This is a genomic window from Photorhabdus machadonis, from assembly GCF_052657765.1.
Window position 1 is genome coordinate 3,558,635 of record NZ_CP199761.1, and the last position, 18,600, is coordinate 3,577,234.

Consider the following 18,600-nt stretch of genomic DNA (forward strand, 5'->3'; position numbering starts at 1 on the left):
CGATGAAAAAATTATTTCTTGCCGCCCTCTTGGGTACCGTTACTTTATCTGCAACCGCCACAGAAAAACAGACCCTTCGTTTTGCCACGGAAGCCACTTATCCTCCATTTGAATTTATTGATGCAAATAATAAAATTCAGGGTTTTGATATCGATCTGGCCAATGCCATCTGTGAACAAATTAATGCGACATGTACTTTCACCAACCAATCATTTGACAGCCTGATCCCAAGTCTGAAATTCCGTCGCTTCGACGCCTTAGCGGCAGGTATAGATATCACGCCTGAACGCCAGAAACAGGTTGATTTTACTGACACTTATTATGATAACTCAGCGGTATTTATCACAGTTAAAGGCAAAATCTCCAGCATCACAGACCTGAAAGGCAAACAAGTGGGTATCCAGAATGGTACAACTCATCAGAAATACTTGATGGAACAACGCAAAGAGATTAAAACCGTACCTTATGACAGCTATCAAAATGCCATTCTGGATCTGAAAAATGGCCGTCTGGACGCCGTCTTCGGTGACACTGCCGTTGTCAACGAATGGCTGAAAAAAAATGAAAACTTAAGTACTGTGGGTAATAAGGTCACTGACAAAAATTACTTTGGTATCGGTTTAGGGATTGCAGTGCGTAAAGGCAACAAAGAGCTACAGGATAAACTGAACAAAGCACTGGCTGATATCAAACGAGATGGCACTTATGACATCATCTATAAAAAATGGTTTGAATAATAACTGAATCTCAATGAATGAATTTCAATCTCTAGCAAGCGCCGCCGGCATCACCGTCGGCCTTGCCGTTTCTGCATTAGTGCTTGGTCTAATTTTAGCAATGCTATTTGCTGCCTGGGAATCAGCACACTGGAAACCCTTTGCCATGCTTGGCACCTGCTGGGTCACCCTGTTCCGGGGATTGCCGGAAATTTTAGTAGTACTGTTCGTCTACTTCGGCGCATCACAACTGCTGATGACACTGGCGGATGGCTTTGATGTTTATCTTATCTTCTGGCATCCCAGAATTCAGATAGATATTCAGGATTTTTATGTCAGCCCATTCCTTTGTGGTGTCATTGCACTTTCCCTACTCTACTCTGCCTATGCATCCCAGACACTTCGTGGCGCGATAAAAGCCATTCCTGCCGGCCAATGGGAAGCTGGTCAGGCATTAGGCCTCGGCCGCACTGAAATATTTTTCCGCCTGATCATGCCTCAGATGTGGCGACATGCTCTGCCAGGGCTCGGTAACCAATGGCTGGTTTTACTGAAAGACACCGCATTAGTATCGCTTATCAGTGTTAATGATTTGATGCTGCAAACTAAAAGTATTGCGACACGGACTCAGGAACCCTTTACCTGGTATATGATTGTGGCGCTGATCTATCTGGCTATCACCCTGATCAGTCAGTTTATTCTGAAGAAAATTGAGATGCATACCACACGCTTTGATCGGAGTGCTTCCTGATGCTTGAGTATATTCAACAAATTCTGTCAGGGCTGCAAACCAGCCTGAGTCTGACCGTTGCAGCGCTTTTTACCGCATTCATGATGTCCGTACTGTTCACTATGGTTCTGACCATGAAATTGCCGGTACTGACACAGCTGGTAAAAACCTACATTACTCTGTTCACCGGTACGCCTTTACTGGTGCAATTCTTTCTGATTTATTACGGCCCTGGGCAGTTTCCATCCCTAAAAGAGTATCCGTGGCTTTGGCATTTACTGTCTCAACCCTGGCTGTGTGCAATGGTAACACTGGCGCTTAACAGCGCGGCATATTCTACCCTGCTATTCTATGGCGCAGTCAAGGCCATTCCCGTGGGTCAGTGGCAATCTTGCCAAGCGTTGGGAATGTCTAAAGCGCAATCTATGCGGATCCTGCTGCCATATGCCTTCAAACGGGCGTTGTCGTCCTATTCCAACGAAGTTATATTGATTTTCAAGAGTACTTCTCTTGCAAGTACGATAACTTTGCTGGAGGTAATGGGATACAGTCAGCTTCTGTTTGGCCGTAATTATGATGTGATGGTTTTTGTTGCCGCAGGTGTGATTTATCTGTGTATTAACGGTATCCTGACTTTGCTGATGCGGATGATTGAACGCCGCGCACTGGCTTTTGAGCATCGTAATTAAACGGGCGTCATTAAAAGGGATAGTGCGTTCCTACCGGAACCCCATCCCAGGCATGACTATTATTCAGCTTTGATTTAACACCAATAACGTCAAAACTTCGTAATGCTCAGTATGAGGGAACATATCAAACAACTGCGTTTTTTCTACACGGTACTTAACCAACGCAGTGATATCTTTCGCCATTGTCTGAGCATTACAACTCGAATAAAGAATATAATCCGGCGCCATTCTACCGAGATAATCACACAACTCTTTACCCATTCCCCGACGAGGTGGATTGACCAGAACCAATTGAGGAATGTGATCTTTTGCTACAGCAAAGTGCGTTGAATCCAAAGCCTGGAACTCAATGTTTTCCAAACCCAATGTTTTGGCCGAATCAGCGGCACAAGCAATCGCTTCAGCGCTGATTTCAATGCCAGTTAAACGGGTATTTTTATCCGCACAATGAAGACCAAAACCACCAACGCCACAGAACAGATCCCACATACTGCTGATTTTCAGTTCACGAACCCAACGCCCTGCTGTCGCATACAACTCAGCAGCAATTTCCGGGTTAGTCTGAAAAAAACTGCGTGGACGAATATAAAGAGGAACAGCATTAAATTCTTCTTTTAATGCTGTTTGCTCAGTAAACAGAATCTCCTTTTCACCTTCCAAGATAGCCATATGGATTGGCTGAATATTGGCAGAGATCACCGTAAGCTGTGGCAATTGCTCCCGCAACTGGGGCAAAGCACGTTCCAGTTGCGCAATTTTCGTTTCAGAACGCAGTACAAAACGCAGCATCATTTCACCACTATGACGGCTTTCTGTCAGTAACAGGTATTTCAACTCACCCCGTTTACGAGCAACGTTATATGGTGCCAAGCCAGCGCAAGCAATGAAAGATTTAACGACATCAAATACAGGCTGAAAATGCGCCGGATAGAGAGGACAATGACACAGATCAACGGCAACCCCATCGCGATGTAACATGCCCAGCAATGGACGCTCTACACTGCCACTGACGACCATTTTAGCTTTATTACGAAAGGCACTTTGTTGACTGGCAATCGGAGGCAACCATTGATTCACGATAGTTTGACATAATAACTGTTTTAAATTCCGCTGCTTATCTTCTAACTGCTGAAAATAGGGTTTTTCGAGCCACTGACAGGAGTGACAATGCCCCGCGGAATACTGCGCACATTGCATTGTTGAATGACCGTGTTGGAAATATTAGTGCAAAGTAAAAGTCGGTGCTTTAACGGAAGACTGTGACTCTTCTTCCTCTTCAATATCACCCTCGATTTCGATATCACGGTTAATATACAACAAGTTATTACTGTGAATTTCAAAAATTACACTCCCAATCTGCTCTTCGCTCTGCTGCAAAAAATGAGAAAATTGGGAAAAAGTTAGCCCGGCAGAAACAAGGAAAGATTGGCATACCACTAATTTCGGTAAGTTTTCATCCTGAATATCAAGAAAAGCCTTAATCGTCAGCGAACTCGAGTTAATCTGACTTAGATTAGCCATCAGAGGAATAATTGCTGTTGGCTTCACCTCAGCCAAAGCAGAGAACAAGATTACATTGTCCAACAGATCAATTTTAGCATCGAATAAACCATCAATATTCTGCATATGAGGTAGATGCAATGCCTGGCACGAATCGCACTCAAAGTAGGAAATTTTGAGCTGATCCAACCACTCACGCAATACTGATAAGTCAGGAATGACAAGTGAACCCATCTAACAACCCCATACAACGGAAAATGAAAAAGCGCTATAGCTTACGAAATAATTCTTTATCGCGCTATCACCAATAACTGATAAATTATTTTTCTTTACCGTTATTGTTCCCTTTTGCCTTATTTTTGCTCTCTTTTTTATCATCAATTCCCAGAAAAGAGAGGCCGTATACTGCACGCCAGACAATGTTGCCCGCGGCAGGAACCAAACAACCAATACCAGCGAAAATCATAACAATATGCGCTTCTGGCGTCATTAGTCGATCCGTTAAGATGACAATATCATTAATAGTCAAATATGCCAGTACCAGCCACCCGATGCCGATAATTTCCAGCAGGATAACCTGTTTTGGCATATCTGCCAACGAACTCATACTGTCTTTATAGCCCTTCATTGCACCCTCACTATTAACAGTGTCTGCATTATACTACCGAAAGCCCGCGGCCAAAATTGGTATGATTAATTAAAACAAAAGGCAATTCCTGCTTTTTTTTGCCGATCTATACAGGCATAGTAGCGATAAATGAACCTGAGCAATACAGCAAACAGTACTATTTTAAGATAACCAAGAGGAGTTTATATGTTTACTGTGATTTTCGGCCGTCCTGGCTGCCCGTACTGTGTCCGGGCGAAAGAGTTGGCTGAACGACTGAAAGAACAACGTGATAACTTTGACTTCCGTTATGTTGATATTCATGCAGAAGGCATCACTAAAGCTGATCTGGAAAAAACAGTTGGCAAGCCCGTAGAAACTGTTCCGCAGATTTTCGTTGATGAACACCATATCGGTGGCTGCACAGATTTTGAAGCGTATGTAAAAGAGCACCAACTGTTGCAATAAACTAACTTCACGCTCTACTTTGTTGCTGTAAAAATAGCGGATGGTTATTAATAACCGTTGACCAAGTTGACTTGTGCAAAAAATGTTATTTTCATCAAACCGAAAAAAATCTGTATTTTTTTCTTAATCACGAAGAACTTTTTTGCCAAATCGTAGTCTGACTTAATGCCACTGCTTTTCTTTGATATCCCCATATTGAGGAACCCGATAGTTCATCCACTTTGGTTAAAGACTATCGGGTTTTTTTATTGCCTGGAGAATATGAATTTCATCAACACATCACCGATTCTACTGATGCTCAAGCTATCAGGCATGAGTACCATCATAGATCTAAACCAGAAGATATTATTTTATATATCAATAGATTATTCATTTTTTATCATTATTACCACCTGATATTTTTTTGATGGAAATATAAACCAAAAATAAATAACACACATAATCACGACAATTATTCTTTACTCACAAGCCAAGCAATTTTAATCTCTTGCATCCAACTGGCGTGATGTACATCAATAAATCACTATATGTGAGTGTGAGGCCCAATTTGTTAGAACAAATGAACCATAATCTGTTTACTTTTTTCAATGCTACGCCTGAATCATCATCGGTCATGATTGCAATGGCTATTTTCATTGCGAAATACCTGGTTCTTATTTTCCCTCTAACATTGGCTGGTTTCTGGTTTTGGGGTTCAGAGCGCGCACTTCCCCGTCATCGGGTTGTTGTCAGTAAAACCACCCTAGCTCTCTGTTTTGCTATGCTAGCCTCATTCTGTATCGGTTTACTCTGCCCTCATGACCGCCCTTTCGCCGAAGGATTTGGTTACAATTTTCTTCCCCACGCGCCAACAGCCTCCTTCCCCAGTGATCATGGGACAATTGCCTTCACTTTCGCTTTATCCTTTCTATTCTGGTACCGAATCTTACCTGGCTTGTGTCTGATGGCAACCGCATTGGCTATCGCATGGGCAAGAGTCTATTTAGGCGTTCATTGGCCGATGGATATGGTCGGGGCATTTCTTATCAGCCTGATGGGGTGCGCTTTTACACAAATGGTATGGACTCTGTTCGGCGAAAATTTGCAAAAAAGATTACACAACCTGTATCAGCGCTGCTGCTCTTTTCCTATCCGGAAAGGTTGGATAAAAAGCTAGCAACACACAGCCAATAATCCGGACTCACAAAAGTACGGGTATTTATGCCAGCACAGTGTTTTCAACAGACAATATACATGCAACTTAACCATCCCAGATAAGCAAACTCCGTCTTAATCAAGATCTTTTTATTAGAAATTGTTGGCTAATCTTTCATTCAAAGATGAACATTAGTTAAACAACAGGATAATATCCCACATCTTATTTAACATTTATTTGCCTCTAAACTCAGCTCAACTCTTTTCATAAATCAAGAAAACCTGTACAAATCACTATGCAAATAAATATATAACGAAAGAGATTATTAAAATTTGATCAAAGAATGGTTAGTACATATTTCATGCATATTATTGATGTTATCAATCTGTTATTCTGGTTTTATATATATCTTTCACAAAGATACAAGCATGGCACAGGATATACATATTTTTCATACCTGGTAACAAATTGATATTTATCAATTTATCAACTCTTACTTCTATTTGTCGTTTCCATTCATTAATATGTAAACAAAAGAAAGGAAATAGCGAAAACATAAGAGAATAATGAGAGTTGAGTAATAGAGAAATTGAGGTTATAATTTGACCTCATTAAAATTGGTAATACTCAAGTAACAATTACACTAAATATCGTAACATGATGACTTTTCGGGATATATTATGCATTTGGGATGATGATCACGGTACTATTCACTAAAAATCGCTATCTTGCCGCTATCAAAAGTCTGGCTTTAAAATTTCCAGACTTTCTTTCAAAAGAGAAAAGTAAAGCGAAAATTTTGGCTGACTCATTTAAAGTCTGATTTTCAACCAAGATGATAATAAAAACGTTTAAATAGAAACCAGAGATATTTAAAGAATTTATATTTATAAAGAAAGAGTTAGGCCGCATGCATTTACATGCCTGCGGCGTTGTAATTTTGTTTTTTAATTTACCGCGTTATTCTCGGAGATACCTATGGATATGACTCAAACAGGTACAATCGCCTCCCCGGCTACCAGCCCAAGCGATTATAAAACCTGGCGTAAATCAGATACAGTATGGATGCTTGGCTTATATGGTACCGCAATTGGTGCCGGTGTGCTGTTTCTACCCATCAACGCAGGTATTGGCGGTCTGCTGCCCCTGTTAGTGATGGCACTACTGGCTTTCCCAATGACATTCTTTGCTCACCGCGGAATGTGTCGTTTCGTTCTGTCCGGCAAGAATCCAGGTGAAGATATTACCGAAGTGGTAGAAGAACACTTCGGCAATCTGGCAGGTAAATTGATCACCCTGCTCTACTTCTTTGCTATCTATCCGATTCTGCTGGTTTACAGTGTTGCGATTACCAACACTGTGGACAGTTTTATTGTTCATCAATTACATCTGCCTTCTCCTCCTCGTGCCCTGCTGGCTCTGATCTTGATTGTCGGTATAATGAGCATCGTTCGTTTCGGTGAACAAGCTATCGTTAAGGCAATGAGCGTACTGGTATTCCCATTTGTTGCAGTTTTGATGCTACTGGCGTTTTACTTAATTCCTAACTGGAACACCGCTATCTTAGAAAACATCACTGTTTCTACTGCGGGTGCAAGCCATGGGCTGCTGATTACCCTGTGGCTGGCGATTCCAGTCATGGTGTTCTCCTTCAATCACTCGCCAATCATCTCGGCGTTCGCGGTAGCAAAACGTGAAGAGTATGGCGAAAACGCTGAGAAAAAATGCTCCCGCATTCTGGCATACGCACACATCATGATGGTTGCGACCGTCATATTCTTCGTATTCAGTTGCGTATTAAGTTTGTCTTCAGAGAACCTGGCAGAAGCTAAAGCACAAAATATTTCTATTCTGTCTTATCTGGCTAACCACTTTAATACACCCGTGATCGCCTACATTGCTCCGTTTATTGCATTCATCGCAATTACCAAGTCTTTCCTTGGTCATTATCTAGGGGCTCGTGAAGGTTTTAACGGTATGGTTGTTAAGACACTGCGCGACCAAGGCAAAACCATTGAGCCTAAAAAGCTGAATCGTATCACGTCCATTTTCATGTTAGTGACCACATGGATAGTGGCTACCCTGAACCCAAGTATATTGGAAATGATCGAAAGATTAGGTGGCCCGATTATCGCAATGCTGCTGTTCATTATGCCAATGTATGCCATCCGTAAAGTACCTGCTATGCGCAAATATAGCGGCAAACTGAGTAACGTATTTATCGTCTTCATGGGGCTGGTTGCTATCTCCGCCGTCCTTTACTCACTATTTGCATAATAAACACCCGGTTGCTGCTCTCTTCTGCGGGCAGCAACCGAATAATGACATGAACCTCTGACTCTCAATATCAGAACACCTGAATCAGCTAACGAAGAAATTTAAACTACACCTCCCACTTCACCCAATCTCCTTTTGGTTCGTCGTATTGCCACAGGTCATCTTCGTCTAAATGTCCGCGCTCTTCTATCGGTACCTCTTGCTGCTGCTCCTCTTCCCATTGTTGCCGCAACTTATCTGTTAAAATATAAAGTGTCTTAGTGACAATTTCTCCAGTGAAAGGAAATCTATTTCCGGTTTCCTCCAAGCGGATAAACTTGGCACCAGTAGGAATGGCCCCATTGGATAACCTTGGTAAAAATAACGATTCTGAACTGAATAACTACCCGTCAATACATATGCTATATAAAAATAGTAACTAACCAGATCTATTTCTTCTGTTCTGAATGTACCGAATATTGAATGCAAAGGAAACGTTCCCATGCCACCAAGGAGACCAAGAACCTCAAACTGTTCATCGTGACCATACTGATCAATATATTTTCCCGTCTTAATTTTCGATACCTGCATATCCGTCAAAATATTGTCGCGTCCATTACTTGCATTGAATCTATATCGACCGTAAAGAAAGTGCAGGCTATCCTCATAAATGTAAGTAAATTGCTCTTGGTTAAGAGCACGGAGAGGATCAGATTTATCTGTCCAACGCTTATCAGCGCCCAAATTATTGCGATTTCCGAAACGGATAGAGAGATCTAGCGGATCAAGATATGACATATAACCACTTTTTCATCACAGAATAGTGGGCACATACGGCCATTAAAAAAACGATAACTATTTTGTTAACAAAAATTTAACCACATATTGTCATTTAAATTTACAACCTCCTGATCTATATTATTATTACCCCAGAATGCATTACTCCAAAAGTATTAACTAAATGTATCAATTCTCTCCCAGAAGCAAGCAACTCACTGTTCTATCCAAAAAATAATAAATTATAATTATTTCATTTTTAAGAATATCAATTATCTGATAAATATAAAAATCACCTGGCATCGTTTAGACTCAATATTCAAATAATTAATCACATCTCTATTTTATACGCTAATAAATTTTTTTAAGAATAGACGAATGATTCACAAAAAAAAGTATTTTTTGTAAAAAAACACACAACACCTCATTTATATTAAAATTTACATAAATTTCAAACAAATAAATCAACCATATTTGTTTGCAATAATTAAAAATATAATCTATACCCGTCATCTTTCAAGTTGCCTCTTTGTTGGCTGCACTCACTCACCCCGGTCACATCGTTATCTATGCTCCTGGGGATTCGCTCCCTTGCCGCCGCGACGCATCTTGAAATCCATAGGGTATATATTTTTAATTGTCAAACTAATCATTCAACATAAATACATTTCCAATAATATTTTAATTTAATCTAATTATACACAATATAGAAAATCACAATTATTTTATATTTTCCTCATTGACAATCTATTCTCTAACCTTTTAAGAAGATAACTCTGCATATCAATTAATTACATTATTTTTTGAAATTTATTTGACAACATCTAAATGGCACCTATAGTTATATGTGTTAGACAAAATGTTATATGCCAATTAAAACCATTAACTGTCCTATATTTTTAGTGCTAAAAAATTTCTTATGTAGATTACTTTTATAGTAGAAGTACCAACCACCTTATATCTATCAAGAGAACACTTTCCCGTTCTTTACCTTGAGACAATATAAGTTAATTTATCAATTAGATTATATTTTGGAGTTTATATTATGATTAACGACATGCATCCTTCTTTAATCAAAGATAAAGATATGGTAGACGATATGCTCTTACGCAGCTGTAAAATCATTTGCATGAGGGTTATGCCAGACAAAGCTATGCAAGTTATGGTGACAGTATTACTCCATGATGGCGTATCTGAAGAAATGCTGTTGAAATGGAATCTTATGGATAATAGAGGCATGGCTATTTACAAAGTTCTGATGGAAGCTCTTTGTACTAAGAAAGATGTGAAGATAGGAACTGTAGGAAAAGTCGGACCTCTCGGCTGCGATTACATTAATTGCGTAGAAATCTCTATGTAAAATAATCGTTTGTTGTTAAATGCTTGGGCTAAATAATAATTCCTAATAGAAAATCGATCTGATTTAAGCGGTTTAATGAATAGCAAAATACAATACTGTTGTAATAGAATATTTAGCACAACATTTTACAGGTAGAATGACACCAATTTTACAAATGCTTATTCTATCAAATTTAAGGCAGAGCGTCATATTAACGCTCTGCCTGCTATTATTATATTTTACGCTATTTAATAGCGAAACAAAAATTTATCAAAAAATTAAGATCAACTTACCTGATTATATATTTCACGAATAGAACATTAAAAAATCACTCAAAATTAACTCTTTTTAATTTTAAAAAAAATAATATACATGAAAAATCACCTGAAAAATAACATTTTCCTTTTTATTCTCCGTTAATATTTCATTACAAAATATAATTATTTAAACAATATTTTTATATTGTAATTATTAACATAAAATCATATGCGATAATACTATTGAAATTAAAATAGATTTTTACGAATTAATTTCAGATTTTACAATTATATATTCACCAGACTACTTTCCGCACACAGGATTTATTAACAATAATACCCTGCACCAACAACACCTATTGAAATAAATTGTTAGATTTACCCTTTCAAAAAGACAGAAATAAATATCTACCCAATAGATTTCAAGTTGCAGCGCGGCGGCAAGTGAACGCATCCCCAGACGCATAGATAACGATGTGACTGGGGTAAGTGAAAACCGCCAACCAAGCAGCAACTTGAAAGATGAAGGGTATCAATGTTATTTTTTGATTATCGTTATACCTTTGATTATTATAACTCTAACCCTTTAGAGGAAATATATTATCGGTAGCTTTTTAACAGCATCAATAATTATATAACACGGATAAACTTTTAATATAGATTACAATTACCAATTACCTTATATTTCTTCGGCGGCAAAATTATTGGTCTGCACATTTAAGTAATAATAATTTATTTTTCAACTACATTAAACTATAGGATTAATACAATGAACTTTGCACATCCTTCTGCAACTGGTGAAGTAACAACAGAAAATAAAACTGATCAAGCTCCTAATTACTATTTCGCTGTTGGTACCGTAACTTCAGTTCAAGCGGCACCTGATCAAAACCAATTGCAGGTTACTGTGACTATGCAATTCCCTAACGGTAAATTTAACTACATCTTATGGTGGAATGCTCAAGATTACAGAGGCGAAGCACTGTACCATCTTCTTCTGAACGCTTGCAGCAATAACAAACGTGTAAATATAACCTCTTCATCAGTTGTTTCTCCTGGTGGTTACAATTATATCTACAACGCAACATTACTGGCTTAATATAAAGTTATAAGCCAATAAGTAACTGCGCCAAATACCACACTGTTACAATAATATTTGGCGCATTATTTCTCTGGCAGAATAAGCTTTATATTTATTTAAAACCAAAAAAATTTGTCACCAGATACTCCTTTCTCCAGGCAGAACCGAGAGATCAAAGTCCTGCCTGTTCTGGCATTATTTATTAAAATTCATCGCAATCAATAATCATTTACATTCAATAATGCCAATTTTAATTTATTAGTTCAACATTCACTTAATTTAAATATTATGCAAGATAAAAACAATAACAGATCACAAACTAATTCCAATATATTTATTCACTCTATATTTAATAACGATAACAACAGTATATTACTGTAATTTCATTATATCTATTTTACAATTCAGATGTTTTAATTTATTAATAATTGATTTCACATCTAACACTATCTATAAAAGAATAAAGAAATTCAAAGCTACTTTCTTGACAAATACCAACAACACTTACTACTATTTTTAGTGCATGAGTATCTATTTTCCTTTTATTTATTACCCTTTATGATAATAGGTGATTACATGTCAACGGAAAATCAACGCATTAAAAAACCATCTTCAGGTTATGCAACAGATCATTTCTATGATGGAGCATGGCACAGAGCCATCAAATTCATCGAGGGCAGTGTTAAATTTTTTGATGTTTACGACGTCATTTTTGAAGGAATTACTCACCAATCCCCACCGATATTAGTTTCTGAAAATATTATTATTGTTCCCTTAGAAAAAGATGAAGTCGCATGGAACAGTAAAATAGAAATATATGGTGCTATTGGCGCCGGAGAAAGTGAGAAAATTTTTTCTGATGGTGATGCCATCCGACCTTTTGCTGGTGAACTTGATACTTCAAATCCTCATGAACCACTGGTCATTTTCGCAGGAGGCAATGTTAGTCGTTTTTCCAATTACACAGCCAGTGTCAATGGAGTTGAATATGGCGGCTTGATTATAGATCCAGAGAGAAATTCAATATCACTATTGCGCCCTCTTGAGGCCGGGAAATTGCACATATTTGGTAAAACAGAAACTGGCAAAAGTGCCACAGTCTTTGAAAAAGATACTGAAAGCGAAAATCAACCGCTTAATGGATGGGTAGAGCTCCATGATGTAGCGACATGTATTCTATTCAGAAGTGGCGATTTGACTAAATTTGCTGATAGCTATGAACTCAGATATGAAGGAACATCAACCCACGATTATCGCGGTTTATCACCTACGCATATCCGATATCAGAATATTGGCCATCATGTTAAAACTAAAGTTGAATTATGGGCTTACTGGAAAGATAAGCCTAATGGCGTTTTATTATTCAAAGGCCGGTATAACGGTTCTTTTGTAAAAAGTAGCGAGCATTGCTCTCTGGAAAAAGATAAATAAATGTAAAACGTGCGCGGCAAAAATGCCGCGCCCTGAACTCACTAGGAAGGATATATTTGCTACATGTTGACGATCGAATTCATCTTCCCACATAAATCACATATTTAAGTTAAATCAACCAAAAATAGCATTAAACCAACCGCTAACTTTCATGACAATCAAATCCCAAATACGACTGAAAAAACCCCCTTTCTCAACAGCATCTTTAACAACTAAGGGTCGCTGCTCAATGACTTTATCGCCTAATTGGAAATTAATAACACCGACAACCTGGTTTTTTGTCAAAGGCGCTTCCAATGGTGTTTGATTCAACGTGTAACTGGCTTTCAGATTTTTCAACTGACCACGAGGAATCGTGATTGCTGCGTCTTTTTCCACCCCAAGGGCAACATCTGAACGATCGCCATACCAAACCTTTTCTGAAACAAACGGTTCACTGGCTTTAATTGGTGTCACCGTTTCATAAAAACGGAATCCCCATAAGAGTAATTTTTCGCTTTCAGCGAAACGAATCCGATCACTTGGCGCACCCAGCACAACGGAAATAAGCCGCATTGGCCCTTCTGTCGCTGAAGCAACCAAATTATGACCAGCGCCGCTGGTATAGCCTGTTTTCACGCCATCCACATTCATATTCTTATTCCACAGCAACCGATTACGGTTAGGCTGTCGGATGTTATTAAAGGTGAACTCTTTCTCTTTATGAAGCGCGTACTCATCAGGAACATCACGGATCATGGCTTGACTCAACATCGCCATATCATGAGCAGTACTGAATTGACCTTCAGCATCCAATCCATGAACAGTACGAAAATGGGTATTAGTCAACCCAAGTGCCTTTGCATAATTATTCATCAGGCTGACAAATGCATCCTGACTACCTGCCACATGATCAGCTAAAGCAATGCTGGCATCATTACCAGACTGAATAACAACACCCCGATTCAGGTCGATCACTTTTACCCTATCACCGGGTTTAAGAAACATCAGAGAAGAACCTTTCAGTATCGGATTACCCGTCGCCCAGGCATCCTTTCCTACCGTAACCAAATCTTCTGGCATGATTTTTCCGGCTTTTATCGCCTGACCGACCACATAGCTGGTCATAATTTTTGTCAGACTGGCTGGATCAAGCCGCTCATCAGGATCACCAGAAGCCAGAATTTTACCGCTAGCATAATCCATCAACACATAAGCTTTAGCCTCCACCGGAGGAACAACAGGCTCATCCGATGCATAAGCACTGGTATTTACAGCTAATATAGCTGACAATATCGCAGTAACACATTTCATCGCCATAAATAAACTGTTCTTCATCACCCTTCTCCCTTTTATTTACAAGAAAAATGTCAGATTTCTATTAATATAAGATGTTGTATGACAAGAAACCAATGTAATAGTGCAAAGATTATTCTGACCATTGGTTTTAATGTAATGCCTAATCACCCAATGTAAGGAGAAACCCATGCTGACCGTTTGGGGCCGTAAAAACTCTTCCAATGTAAAAAAAGTGCTCTGGTGCCTGAAAGAGCTGAATGTACCGTACAACCAGATAGACGTTGGCGGTAAATTTAGCAAACTGGATGACCCGCAATATCTGAAAATGAACCCAAATGGACAAATTCCCTGTTTACAAGAAGATGATTTTATCCTGTGGGAATCTAATGCAATTGTCCGTTATCTTGCGGCTAAATTTGGTGAACAGGTACTTTATCCACAAGATCTGCAAGAAAGAGCAAATGCAGATAAATGGATGGATTGGGTCGGTTCACATTTATTTCCCTGTATCAAACAGCTAGTATTAGGTTTTATTCGCACACCTGAAGCCGAACGGGATCAAAAACAGATAGAACAAACACTGACTGACATCGCAAGACTGATGAAAGTGGTAGATAACACCTTGGCAGAACAGGAATTTCTTTCCGGAGACAAATTTGGCATAGCTGATATTGCATTCGGACCCATGATTTATCCTTGGCTTAACATTCCCATCCAACGTCCATCTCGGCCAAATATTGAACGCTGGTACCAACTGATGGCAGTAAGACCCGCGTTCAAAGAGATCGTCATGATTGAATTAAGTTGAGAAAAATCAGCTCATGGGCATCCATCTGGGATCTGGATATTGATACTCAAATCCTAACTGCTTACAAATACGGCTGCCATCAACAATCCTACTCACCACCTGAGTTCCCTCTCCAGCAAATTCAGGTGGAATTAAATCAAGCTGATTGCTGGCCTTAGGGTAAAACTCAGCTTTGGTTGGATGACCAGGCGCACATAAATTATAAATATGTCCACCCTTAGTCCGCTGAATTAACAGATTAATGGCTGAAATAACATCGTCCTGATGAACCAGATTTACCGGCTGATCCCCTCCTTTTACTGCCTTTTTCCCCGCCAGAAAACGCCCGGCATGACGACCACTCCCCACCAGCCCAGCCAAACGTAAAATATCAACGGAAATATTTGGCAGTTTATGCAACCAATTCTCTAATTCAACCAATGCCTGAGCCGAAAGTGTTTCAGGGCAAAAAGGTGCATCTTCATTCAGGTTACCGGCAACAAAACCATAAACGGAAGTAGAACTGGTGAAAATAATCCTTGGTACAGAATATGATAGAGCAGTATCGACAATTAACTGAACTGCCTTAACATAGTTATGACTACCACCCGCCGTGTGGCTTGCCGGTAAAGTGATAATCAGCACATCAGCGACCATCAACTGTTCCAAATCATCAAGCGCACAATTAATTTGGGGTTCCAGTTGTAACAAATAACATTCGATACCAGACATACGCGCTGCTTCTACACCATCTGACGTCGTTTTACTGCCAACAACCTGCATACCGCTACGGCTCAATGCTTTAGCTAATGGCATTCCCAACCAACCCAGACCGATAATGGAAATTTTTTTCATCATCACCCCTTCTTATGCCTGATATTACTTTGATTATGCTGACAATCTGAACATTAAGCCACTGTTATTATTAATCCTGTATTTTTCTTATGGAAAACAATATCTCAAGTAAAAACAAGATTTTATTACAATAAAAATTTATCACTAAAAAAATTGATTGCTTTTAGCCTGCCAAATCGGATAGGTTGAATAGCAAGCAGAAAATTTAATCACTGCGGGTTAGCCAATCAAAGCAACCAGCAGCAAATGGTAAATACTAGAAATAATCAATGTAAAAAAGAGAAGCCCATTATGATCCGCATTCAATTCAACCATCATCATCACCATCATCATCCTGATTAGTCTTTCAGGCTGCTGTGTGCTGGAAGACGTTTAGCGAGTCTTCCGGTGGCATGAATGCAATACAAAACCCTCGGAAGAATTCTTCCGGGGGTTTTTTTTATGTTTCCGATTTTAAATAGGGATAAAAATGTTAGATAAATCACGTTTACGTATAGCGATGCAAAAATCAGGCCGATTAAGCGAAGATTCACGAGAATTACTGGCTCGCTGTGGGATCAAAATCAATCTGCAACAACAACGCCTGATTGCATTCGCGGAAAATATGCCAATTGATATCCTACGGGTACGTGATGACGATATCCCAGGGCTGGTTATGGATGGCGTCGTTGATCTGGGCATTATTGGTGAAAATGTGCTGGAAGAAGAGCTGTTAAACCGTCGTGCCCAGGGAGAAGATCCACGTTATTTCACTTTACGCCGTCTTGATTTTGGCACTTGTCGTCTTTCACTGGCAGCACCTCTGGATTATAACTATACCGGTATTGAATGTCTGCAAGATGCCCGTATCGCGACCTCTTACCCTCACCTGCTAAAACGTTATCTTGATCAGAAGAAAATCCACTTTAAATCCTGTCTGCTAAATGGCTCAGTAGAAGTTGCTCCCCGGGCCGGTTTGGCAGATGCCATCTGCGATCTGGTTTCAACTGGTGCAACTCTGGAAGCAAATGGCCTGCGGGAAGTGGAGGTTATCTACCGTTCAAAAGCCTGTCTGATCCAACGTGATGGCGAAATGCCCGCCGAAAAACAGCAACTAATAGATAAGTTAATGACCCGCATTCAGGGAGTGATTCAGGCCCGTGAATCCAAATACATCATGTTGCACGCACCAAGTGAAAGACTCAAAGAAATCATTTCTCTGCTACCAGGGGCAGAACGTCCAACTATTCTACCGCTGGCGGGGGATCAGAACCGCGTTGCCATGCACATGGTGAGCAGTGAAACCCTGTTTTGGGAAACGATGGAGAAACTTAAATCTCTTGGTGCCAGTTCTATTTTAGTTTTGCCGATTGAAAAAATGATGGAGTAAACAAGATGACTACCCGTTTCAAGACCTTGATTCGTTGGCAGGAATGTCATGCTGAACAGCAAAGCGCTTTGCTGACACGCCCTGCTATTGCGGCTTCAGAAGAAATTTCCCGCACAGTGGAACAAATTCTGAATGCAGTCAAAGCGGATGGTGATAACACGCTGCGGGAACTCAGCCAACGTTTCGACAAAACCGTTATTAAACATATCCGTATTTTGTCGGAAGAAATAGCAGCCGCAGAGAACCGCCTGAATAATGAAATTAAACAGGCAATGCAGCAAGCAATGAATAATATCCGTGTTTTCCACGAAGCTCAGAAACCTGTGGAGATAAAAGTGGAAACTCAGCCTGGAGTCCATTGCCGACAAATAACACGGCCTATTGATTCTGTCGGGCTGTACATCCCCGGTGGTTCTGCGCCATTACCTTCTACCGTTTTGATGCTCGGAACGCCTGCCAAAATAGCGGGTTGCCGTAAAGTGGTACTTTGCTCCCCACCACCTATTGCCGATGAAATTCTCTATGCAGCCAAACTGTGCGGAATTACGGAAATATTCCAGATTGGCGGAGCGCAGGCCATTGCCGCTATGGCATTCGGAACAGAATCCGTACCCAAAATAGATAAGGTTTTTGGTCCAGGTAACGCTTATGTCACTGAGGCCAAAAGACAAATTAGTCAGCGAATAGATGGTGCCGCTATTGATATGCCTGCTGGCCCATCGGAAGTGCTTATTATTGCTGATGAGGGTGCAAATCCTGTATTTGCCGCCGCCGATTTACTCTCGCAAGCAGAACATGGCCCGGATTCACAAGTCATATTAGTCACGCCTAATGAGAATCTAGCCAAAAAAGTTATAGCGGAAATCGAAAAACAGCTTACCCTGCTCTCCCGCAAACAGATTGCCGCCAAGGCACTGGAACACAGTCGTATTATTGTGACAAAAAACCTGCAACAGTGTGTGGAAATCAGTAACCGCTATGGCCCTGAACACCTGATTATTCAAACTTGTCAACCAGAACAGCTGGTTGACAAAATTACCAATGCTGGCTCGGTTTTCCTTGGTGACTGGTCGCCGGAATCTGCGGGAGATTACGCCTCAGGAACCAATCACGTCTTACCAACCTATGGCTACACTTCGACGTATTCCAGCCTTGGTTTAGCTGATTTCCTAAAACGTATGACGATTCAGCAATTAACTCCGCAAGGGCTACTGAACTTATCCCAGACCATTGAAACACTGGCGCAGGCAGAACAACTGACTGCGCACAAAAACGCCGTCACTTTACGCGTGGCTGCACTGAATATTGCAGATGATAAGGAGTGA

The 18,600-nt window shown here is 40.0% G+C and carries 20 protein-coding genes and 1 other annotated feature; of the genes, 13 read left to right on the plus strand and 7 right to left on the minus strand.

The genetic code is table 11. The features are described 5' to 3' along the window. Positions 1-2: 2 nt before the first annotated feature. Genes artJ through artM form a run of 3 tightly spaced genes read left to right on the plus strand, consistent with a single transcriptional unit; the run spans position 3 to position 2,135 of the window. The gene (artJ, locus tag ACUN2T_RS16840) at positions 3-737 is read left to right on the plus strand and encodes an arginine ABC transporter substrate-binding protein (protein WP_445494143.1); all 735 of its coding nucleotides are present in this window, start codon (positions 3-5) and stop codon (positions 735-737) included. A gap of 13 nt (positions 738-750) precedes the next feature. Continuing rightward, positions 751-1,467 (plus strand): arginine ABC transporter permease ArtQ, encoded by a 717-nt coding sequence (gene artQ, locus ACUN2T_RS16845; protein ID WP_445494144.1) that lies wholly within the window; start codon positions 751-753, stop codon positions 1,465-1,467. Beyond that, positions 1,467-2,135 carry an arginine ABC transporter permease ArtM gene (artM, locus tag ACUN2T_RS16850; protein ID WP_445494145.1) on the plus strand — a complete coding sequence of 223 codons (669 nt, stop codon included), beginning with the start codon at positions 1,467-1,469 and terminating at the stop codon, positions 2,133-2,135. The genes artQ and artM overlap by 1 nt, the downstream gene beginning before the upstream one ends. Before the next feature lie 63 nt (positions 2,136-2,198). On the opposite strand, the gene rlmC is transcribed toward artM, so the two are convergent. The 3 genes from rlmC to ACUN2T_RS16865 all read right to left on the minus strand — a co-directional run bounded on the left by rlmC (position 2,199) and on the right by ACUN2T_RS16865 (position 4,263). Next, positions 2,199-3,332: a 23S rRNA (uracil(747)-C(5))-methyltransferase RlmC gene (rlmC, locus tag ACUN2T_RS16855; RefSeq protein ID WP_445494146.1), complete on the minus strand. Its 1,134-nt coding sequence runs from the start codon at positions 3,330-3,332 to the stop codon at positions 2,199-2,201. 24 nt (positions 3,333-3,356) lie between these two features. Beyond that, complete coding sequence (locus ACUN2T_RS16860) at positions 3,357-3,869, minus strand: YbjN domain-containing protein (protein WP_445494147.1); 513 nt, start codon at positions 3,867-3,869, stop codon at positions 3,357-3,359. 85 nt (positions 3,870-3,954) lie between these two features. Then, positions 3,955-4,263 (minus strand): YbjC family protein, encoded by a 309-nt coding sequence (locus ACUN2T_RS16865; protein ID WP_445494148.1) that lies wholly within the window; start codon positions 4,261-4,263, stop codon positions 3,955-3,957. Positions 4,264-4,449: 186 nt separating this feature from the next. On the opposite strand from ACUN2T_RS16865, the gene ACUN2T_RS16870 reads away from it, so the two are divergent. The 3 genes from ACUN2T_RS16870 (at position 4,450) to ACUN2T_RS16880 (ending at position 8,122) form a co-directional block, all read left to right on the plus strand. After that, positions 4,450-4,710: a GrxA family glutaredoxin gene (locus ACUN2T_RS16870; protein ID WP_445494149.1), complete on the plus strand. Its 261-nt coding sequence runs from the start codon at positions 4,450-4,452 to the stop codon at positions 4,708-4,710. Between the two features lie 505 nt (positions 4,711-5,215). Then, on the plus strand, positions 5,216-5,866 hold the full coding sequence (gene ybjG / locus ACUN2T_RS16875; RefSeq protein WP_445494150.1) for an undecaprenyl-diphosphate phosphatase: 651 nt from the start codon (positions 5,216-5,218) through the stop codon (positions 5,864-5,866). A 957-nt stretch (positions 5,867-6,823) separates the two neighbouring features. Next, the gene (locus ACUN2T_RS16880) at positions 6,824-8,122 is read left to right on the plus strand and encodes an HAAAP family serine/threonine permease (RefSeq protein WP_445494151.1); all 1,299 of its coding nucleotides are present in this window, start codon (positions 6,824-6,826) and stop codon (positions 8,120-8,122) included. Between the two features lie 106 nt (positions 8,123-8,228). Here ACUN2T_RS16880 and ACUN2T_RS16885 read toward each other — a convergent pair whose 3' ends face one another. Both ACUN2T_RS16885 and ACUN2T_RS16890 read right to left on the minus strand, forming a co-directional pair. Continuing rightward, on the minus strand, positions 8,229-8,354 hold the full coding sequence (locus ACUN2T_RS16885; protein WP_445494153.1) for a hypothetical protein: 126 nt from the start codon (positions 8,352-8,354) through the stop codon (positions 8,229-8,231). 8 nt (positions 8,355-8,362) lie between these two features. Further along, positions 8,363-8,899 carry a hypothetical protein gene (locus ACUN2T_RS16890; RefSeq protein ID WP_445494154.1) on the minus strand — a complete coding sequence of 179 codons (537 nt, stop codon included), beginning with the start codon at positions 8,897-8,899 and terminating at the stop codon, positions 8,363-8,365. Positions 8,900-9,923: 1,024 nt separating this feature from the next. Here ACUN2T_RS16890 and ACUN2T_RS16895 point away from each other — a divergent pair. The 3 genes from ACUN2T_RS16895 to ACUN2T_RS16905 all read left to right on the plus strand — a co-directional run bounded on the left by ACUN2T_RS16895 (position 9,924) and on the right by ACUN2T_RS16905 (position 12,986). Further along, positions 9,924-10,238, plus strand: a complete 315-nt coding sequence (locus ACUN2T_RS16895; protein WP_445494155.1) for a Cro/Cl family transcriptional regulator — start codon at positions 9,924-9,926, stop codon at positions 10,236-10,238. Positions 10,239-11,243: 1,005 nt separating this feature from the next. Next, positions 11,244-11,573: a hypothetical protein gene (locus ACUN2T_RS16900; RefSeq protein ID WP_445494156.1), complete on the plus strand. Its 330-nt coding sequence runs from the start codon at positions 11,244-11,246 to the stop codon at positions 11,571-11,573. Positions 11,574-12,131: 558 nt separating this feature from the next. Then, positions 12,132-12,986 carry a hypothetical protein gene (locus ACUN2T_RS16905; RefSeq protein WP_445494157.1) on the plus strand — a complete coding sequence of 285 codons (855 nt, stop codon included), beginning with the start codon at positions 12,132-12,134 and terminating at the stop codon, positions 12,984-12,986. 114 nt (positions 12,987-13,100) lie between these two features. Here ACUN2T_RS16905 and ACUN2T_RS16910 read toward each other — a convergent pair whose 3' ends face one another. Then, a complete protein-coding gene (locus tag ACUN2T_RS16910; protein WP_445494158.1) occupies positions 13,101-14,303 on the minus strand; it encodes a serine hydrolase in 1,203 nt (400 codons plus the stop codon). A gap of 148 nt (positions 14,304-14,451) precedes the next feature. Here ACUN2T_RS16910 and ACUN2T_RS16915 point away from each other — a divergent pair, with 148 nt between their 5' ends. Further along, a complete protein-coding gene (locus ACUN2T_RS16915) occupies positions 14,452-15,072 on the plus strand; it encodes a glutathione S-transferase family protein (protein WP_445494159.1) in 621 nt (206 codons plus the stop codon). Between the two features lie 6 nt (positions 15,073-15,078). On the opposite strand, the gene ACUN2T_RS16920 is transcribed toward ACUN2T_RS16915, so the two are convergent. Then, positions 15,079-15,906 carry an SDR family oxidoreductase gene (locus tag ACUN2T_RS16920; RefSeq protein WP_445497901.1) on the minus strand — a complete coding sequence of 276 codons (828 nt, stop codon included), beginning with the start codon at positions 15,904-15,906 and terminating at the stop codon, positions 15,079-15,081. Between the two features lie 291 nt (positions 15,907-16,197). On the opposite strand from ACUN2T_RS16920, the gene hisL reads away from it, so the two are divergent. The 3 genes from hisL to hisD all read left to right on the plus strand — a co-directional run bounded on the left by hisL (position 16,198) and on the right by hisD (position 18,600). After that, the gene (gene hisL / locus ACUN2T_RS16925) at positions 16,198-16,248 is read left to right on the plus strand and encodes a his operon leader peptide (RefSeq protein ID WP_445497902.1); all 51 of its coding nucleotides are present in this window, start codon (positions 16,198-16,200) and stop codon (positions 16,246-16,248) included. Continuing rightward, positions 16,224-16,348: a sequence feature (His leader region), on the plus strand. (Overlaps the previous gene by 25 nt.) Positions 16,349-16,375: 27 nt before the next feature. Further along, positions 16,376-17,275, plus strand: a complete 900-nt coding sequence (hisG, locus tag ACUN2T_RS16930) for an ATP phosphoribosyltransferase (protein WP_445494160.1) — start codon at positions 16,376-16,378, stop codon at positions 17,273-17,275. A gap of 5 nt (positions 17,276-17,280) precedes the next feature. After that, the gene (gene hisD, locus ACUN2T_RS16935) at positions 17,281-18,600 is read left to right on the plus strand and encodes a histidinol dehydrogenase (protein ID WP_445494161.1); all 1,320 of its coding nucleotides are present in this window, start codon (positions 17,281-17,283) and stop codon (positions 18,598-18,600) included.

Coding starts and splice junctions, on each gene's coding strand:
- artJ (WP_445494143.1), top strand. CDS start 3: ATGAAAAAATTATTTCTTGCCGCCCTCTTGGGTACCGTTACTTTATCT.
- artQ (WP_445494144.1), top strand. CDS start 751: ATGAATGAATTTCAATCTCTAGCAAGCGCCGCCGGCATCACCGTCGGC.
- artM (WP_445494145.1), top strand. CDS start 1,467: ATGCTTGAGTATATTCAACAAATTCTGTCAGGGCTGCAAACCAGCCTG.
- rlmC (WP_445494146.1), bottom strand. CDS start 3,332: ATGCAATGTGCGCAGTATTCCGCGGGGCATTGTCACTCCTGTCAGTGG.
- ACUN2T_RS16860 (WP_445494147.1), bottom strand. CDS start 3,869: ATGGGTTCACTTGTCATTCCTGACTTATCAGTATTGCGTGAGTGGTTG.
- ACUN2T_RS16865 (WP_445494148.1), bottom strand. CDS start 4,263: ATGAAGGGCTATAAAGACAGTATGAGTTCGTTGGCAGATATGCCAAAA.
- ACUN2T_RS16870 (WP_445494149.1), top strand. CDS start 4,450: ATGTTTACTGTGATTTTCGGCCGTCCTGGCTGCCCGTACTGTGTCCGG.
- ybjG (WP_445494150.1), top strand. CDS start 5,216: ATGTACATCAATAAATCACTATATGTGAGTGTGAGGCCCAATTTGTTA.
- ACUN2T_RS16880 (WP_445494151.1), top strand. CDS start 6,824: ATGGATATGACTCAAACAGGTACAATCGCCTCCCCGGCTACCAGCCCA.
- ACUN2T_RS16890 (WP_445494154.1), bottom strand. CDS start 8,899: ATGTCATATCTTGATCCGCTAGATCTCTCTATCCGTTTCGGAAATCGC.
- ACUN2T_RS16895 (WP_445494155.1), top strand. CDS start 9,924: ATGATTAACGACATGCATCCTTCTTTAATCAAAGATAAAGATATGGTA.
- ACUN2T_RS16900 (WP_445494156.1), top strand. CDS start 11,244: ATGAACTTTGCACATCCTTCTGCAACTGGTGAAGTAACAACAGAAAAT.
- ACUN2T_RS16905 (WP_445494157.1), top strand. CDS start 12,132: ATGTCAACGGAAAATCAACGCATTAAAAAACCATCTTCAGGTTATGCA.
- ACUN2T_RS16910 (WP_445494158.1), bottom strand. CDS start 14,303: ATGAAGAACAGTTTATTTATGGCGATGAAATGTGTTACTGCGATATTG.
- ACUN2T_RS16915 (WP_445494159.1), top strand. CDS start 14,452: ATGCTGACCGTTTGGGGCCGTAAAAACTCTTCCAATGTAAAAAAAGTG.
- ACUN2T_RS16920 (WP_445497901.1), bottom strand. CDS start 15,906: ATGAAAAAAATTTCCATTATCGGTCTGGGTTGGTTGGGAATGCCATTA.
- hisG (WP_445494160.1), top strand. CDS start 16,376: ATGTTAGATAAATCACGTTTACGTATAGCGATGCAAAAATCAGGCCGA.
- hisD (WP_445494161.1), top strand. CDS start 17,281: ATGACTACCCGTTTCAAGACCTTGATTCGTTGGCAGGAATGTCATGCT.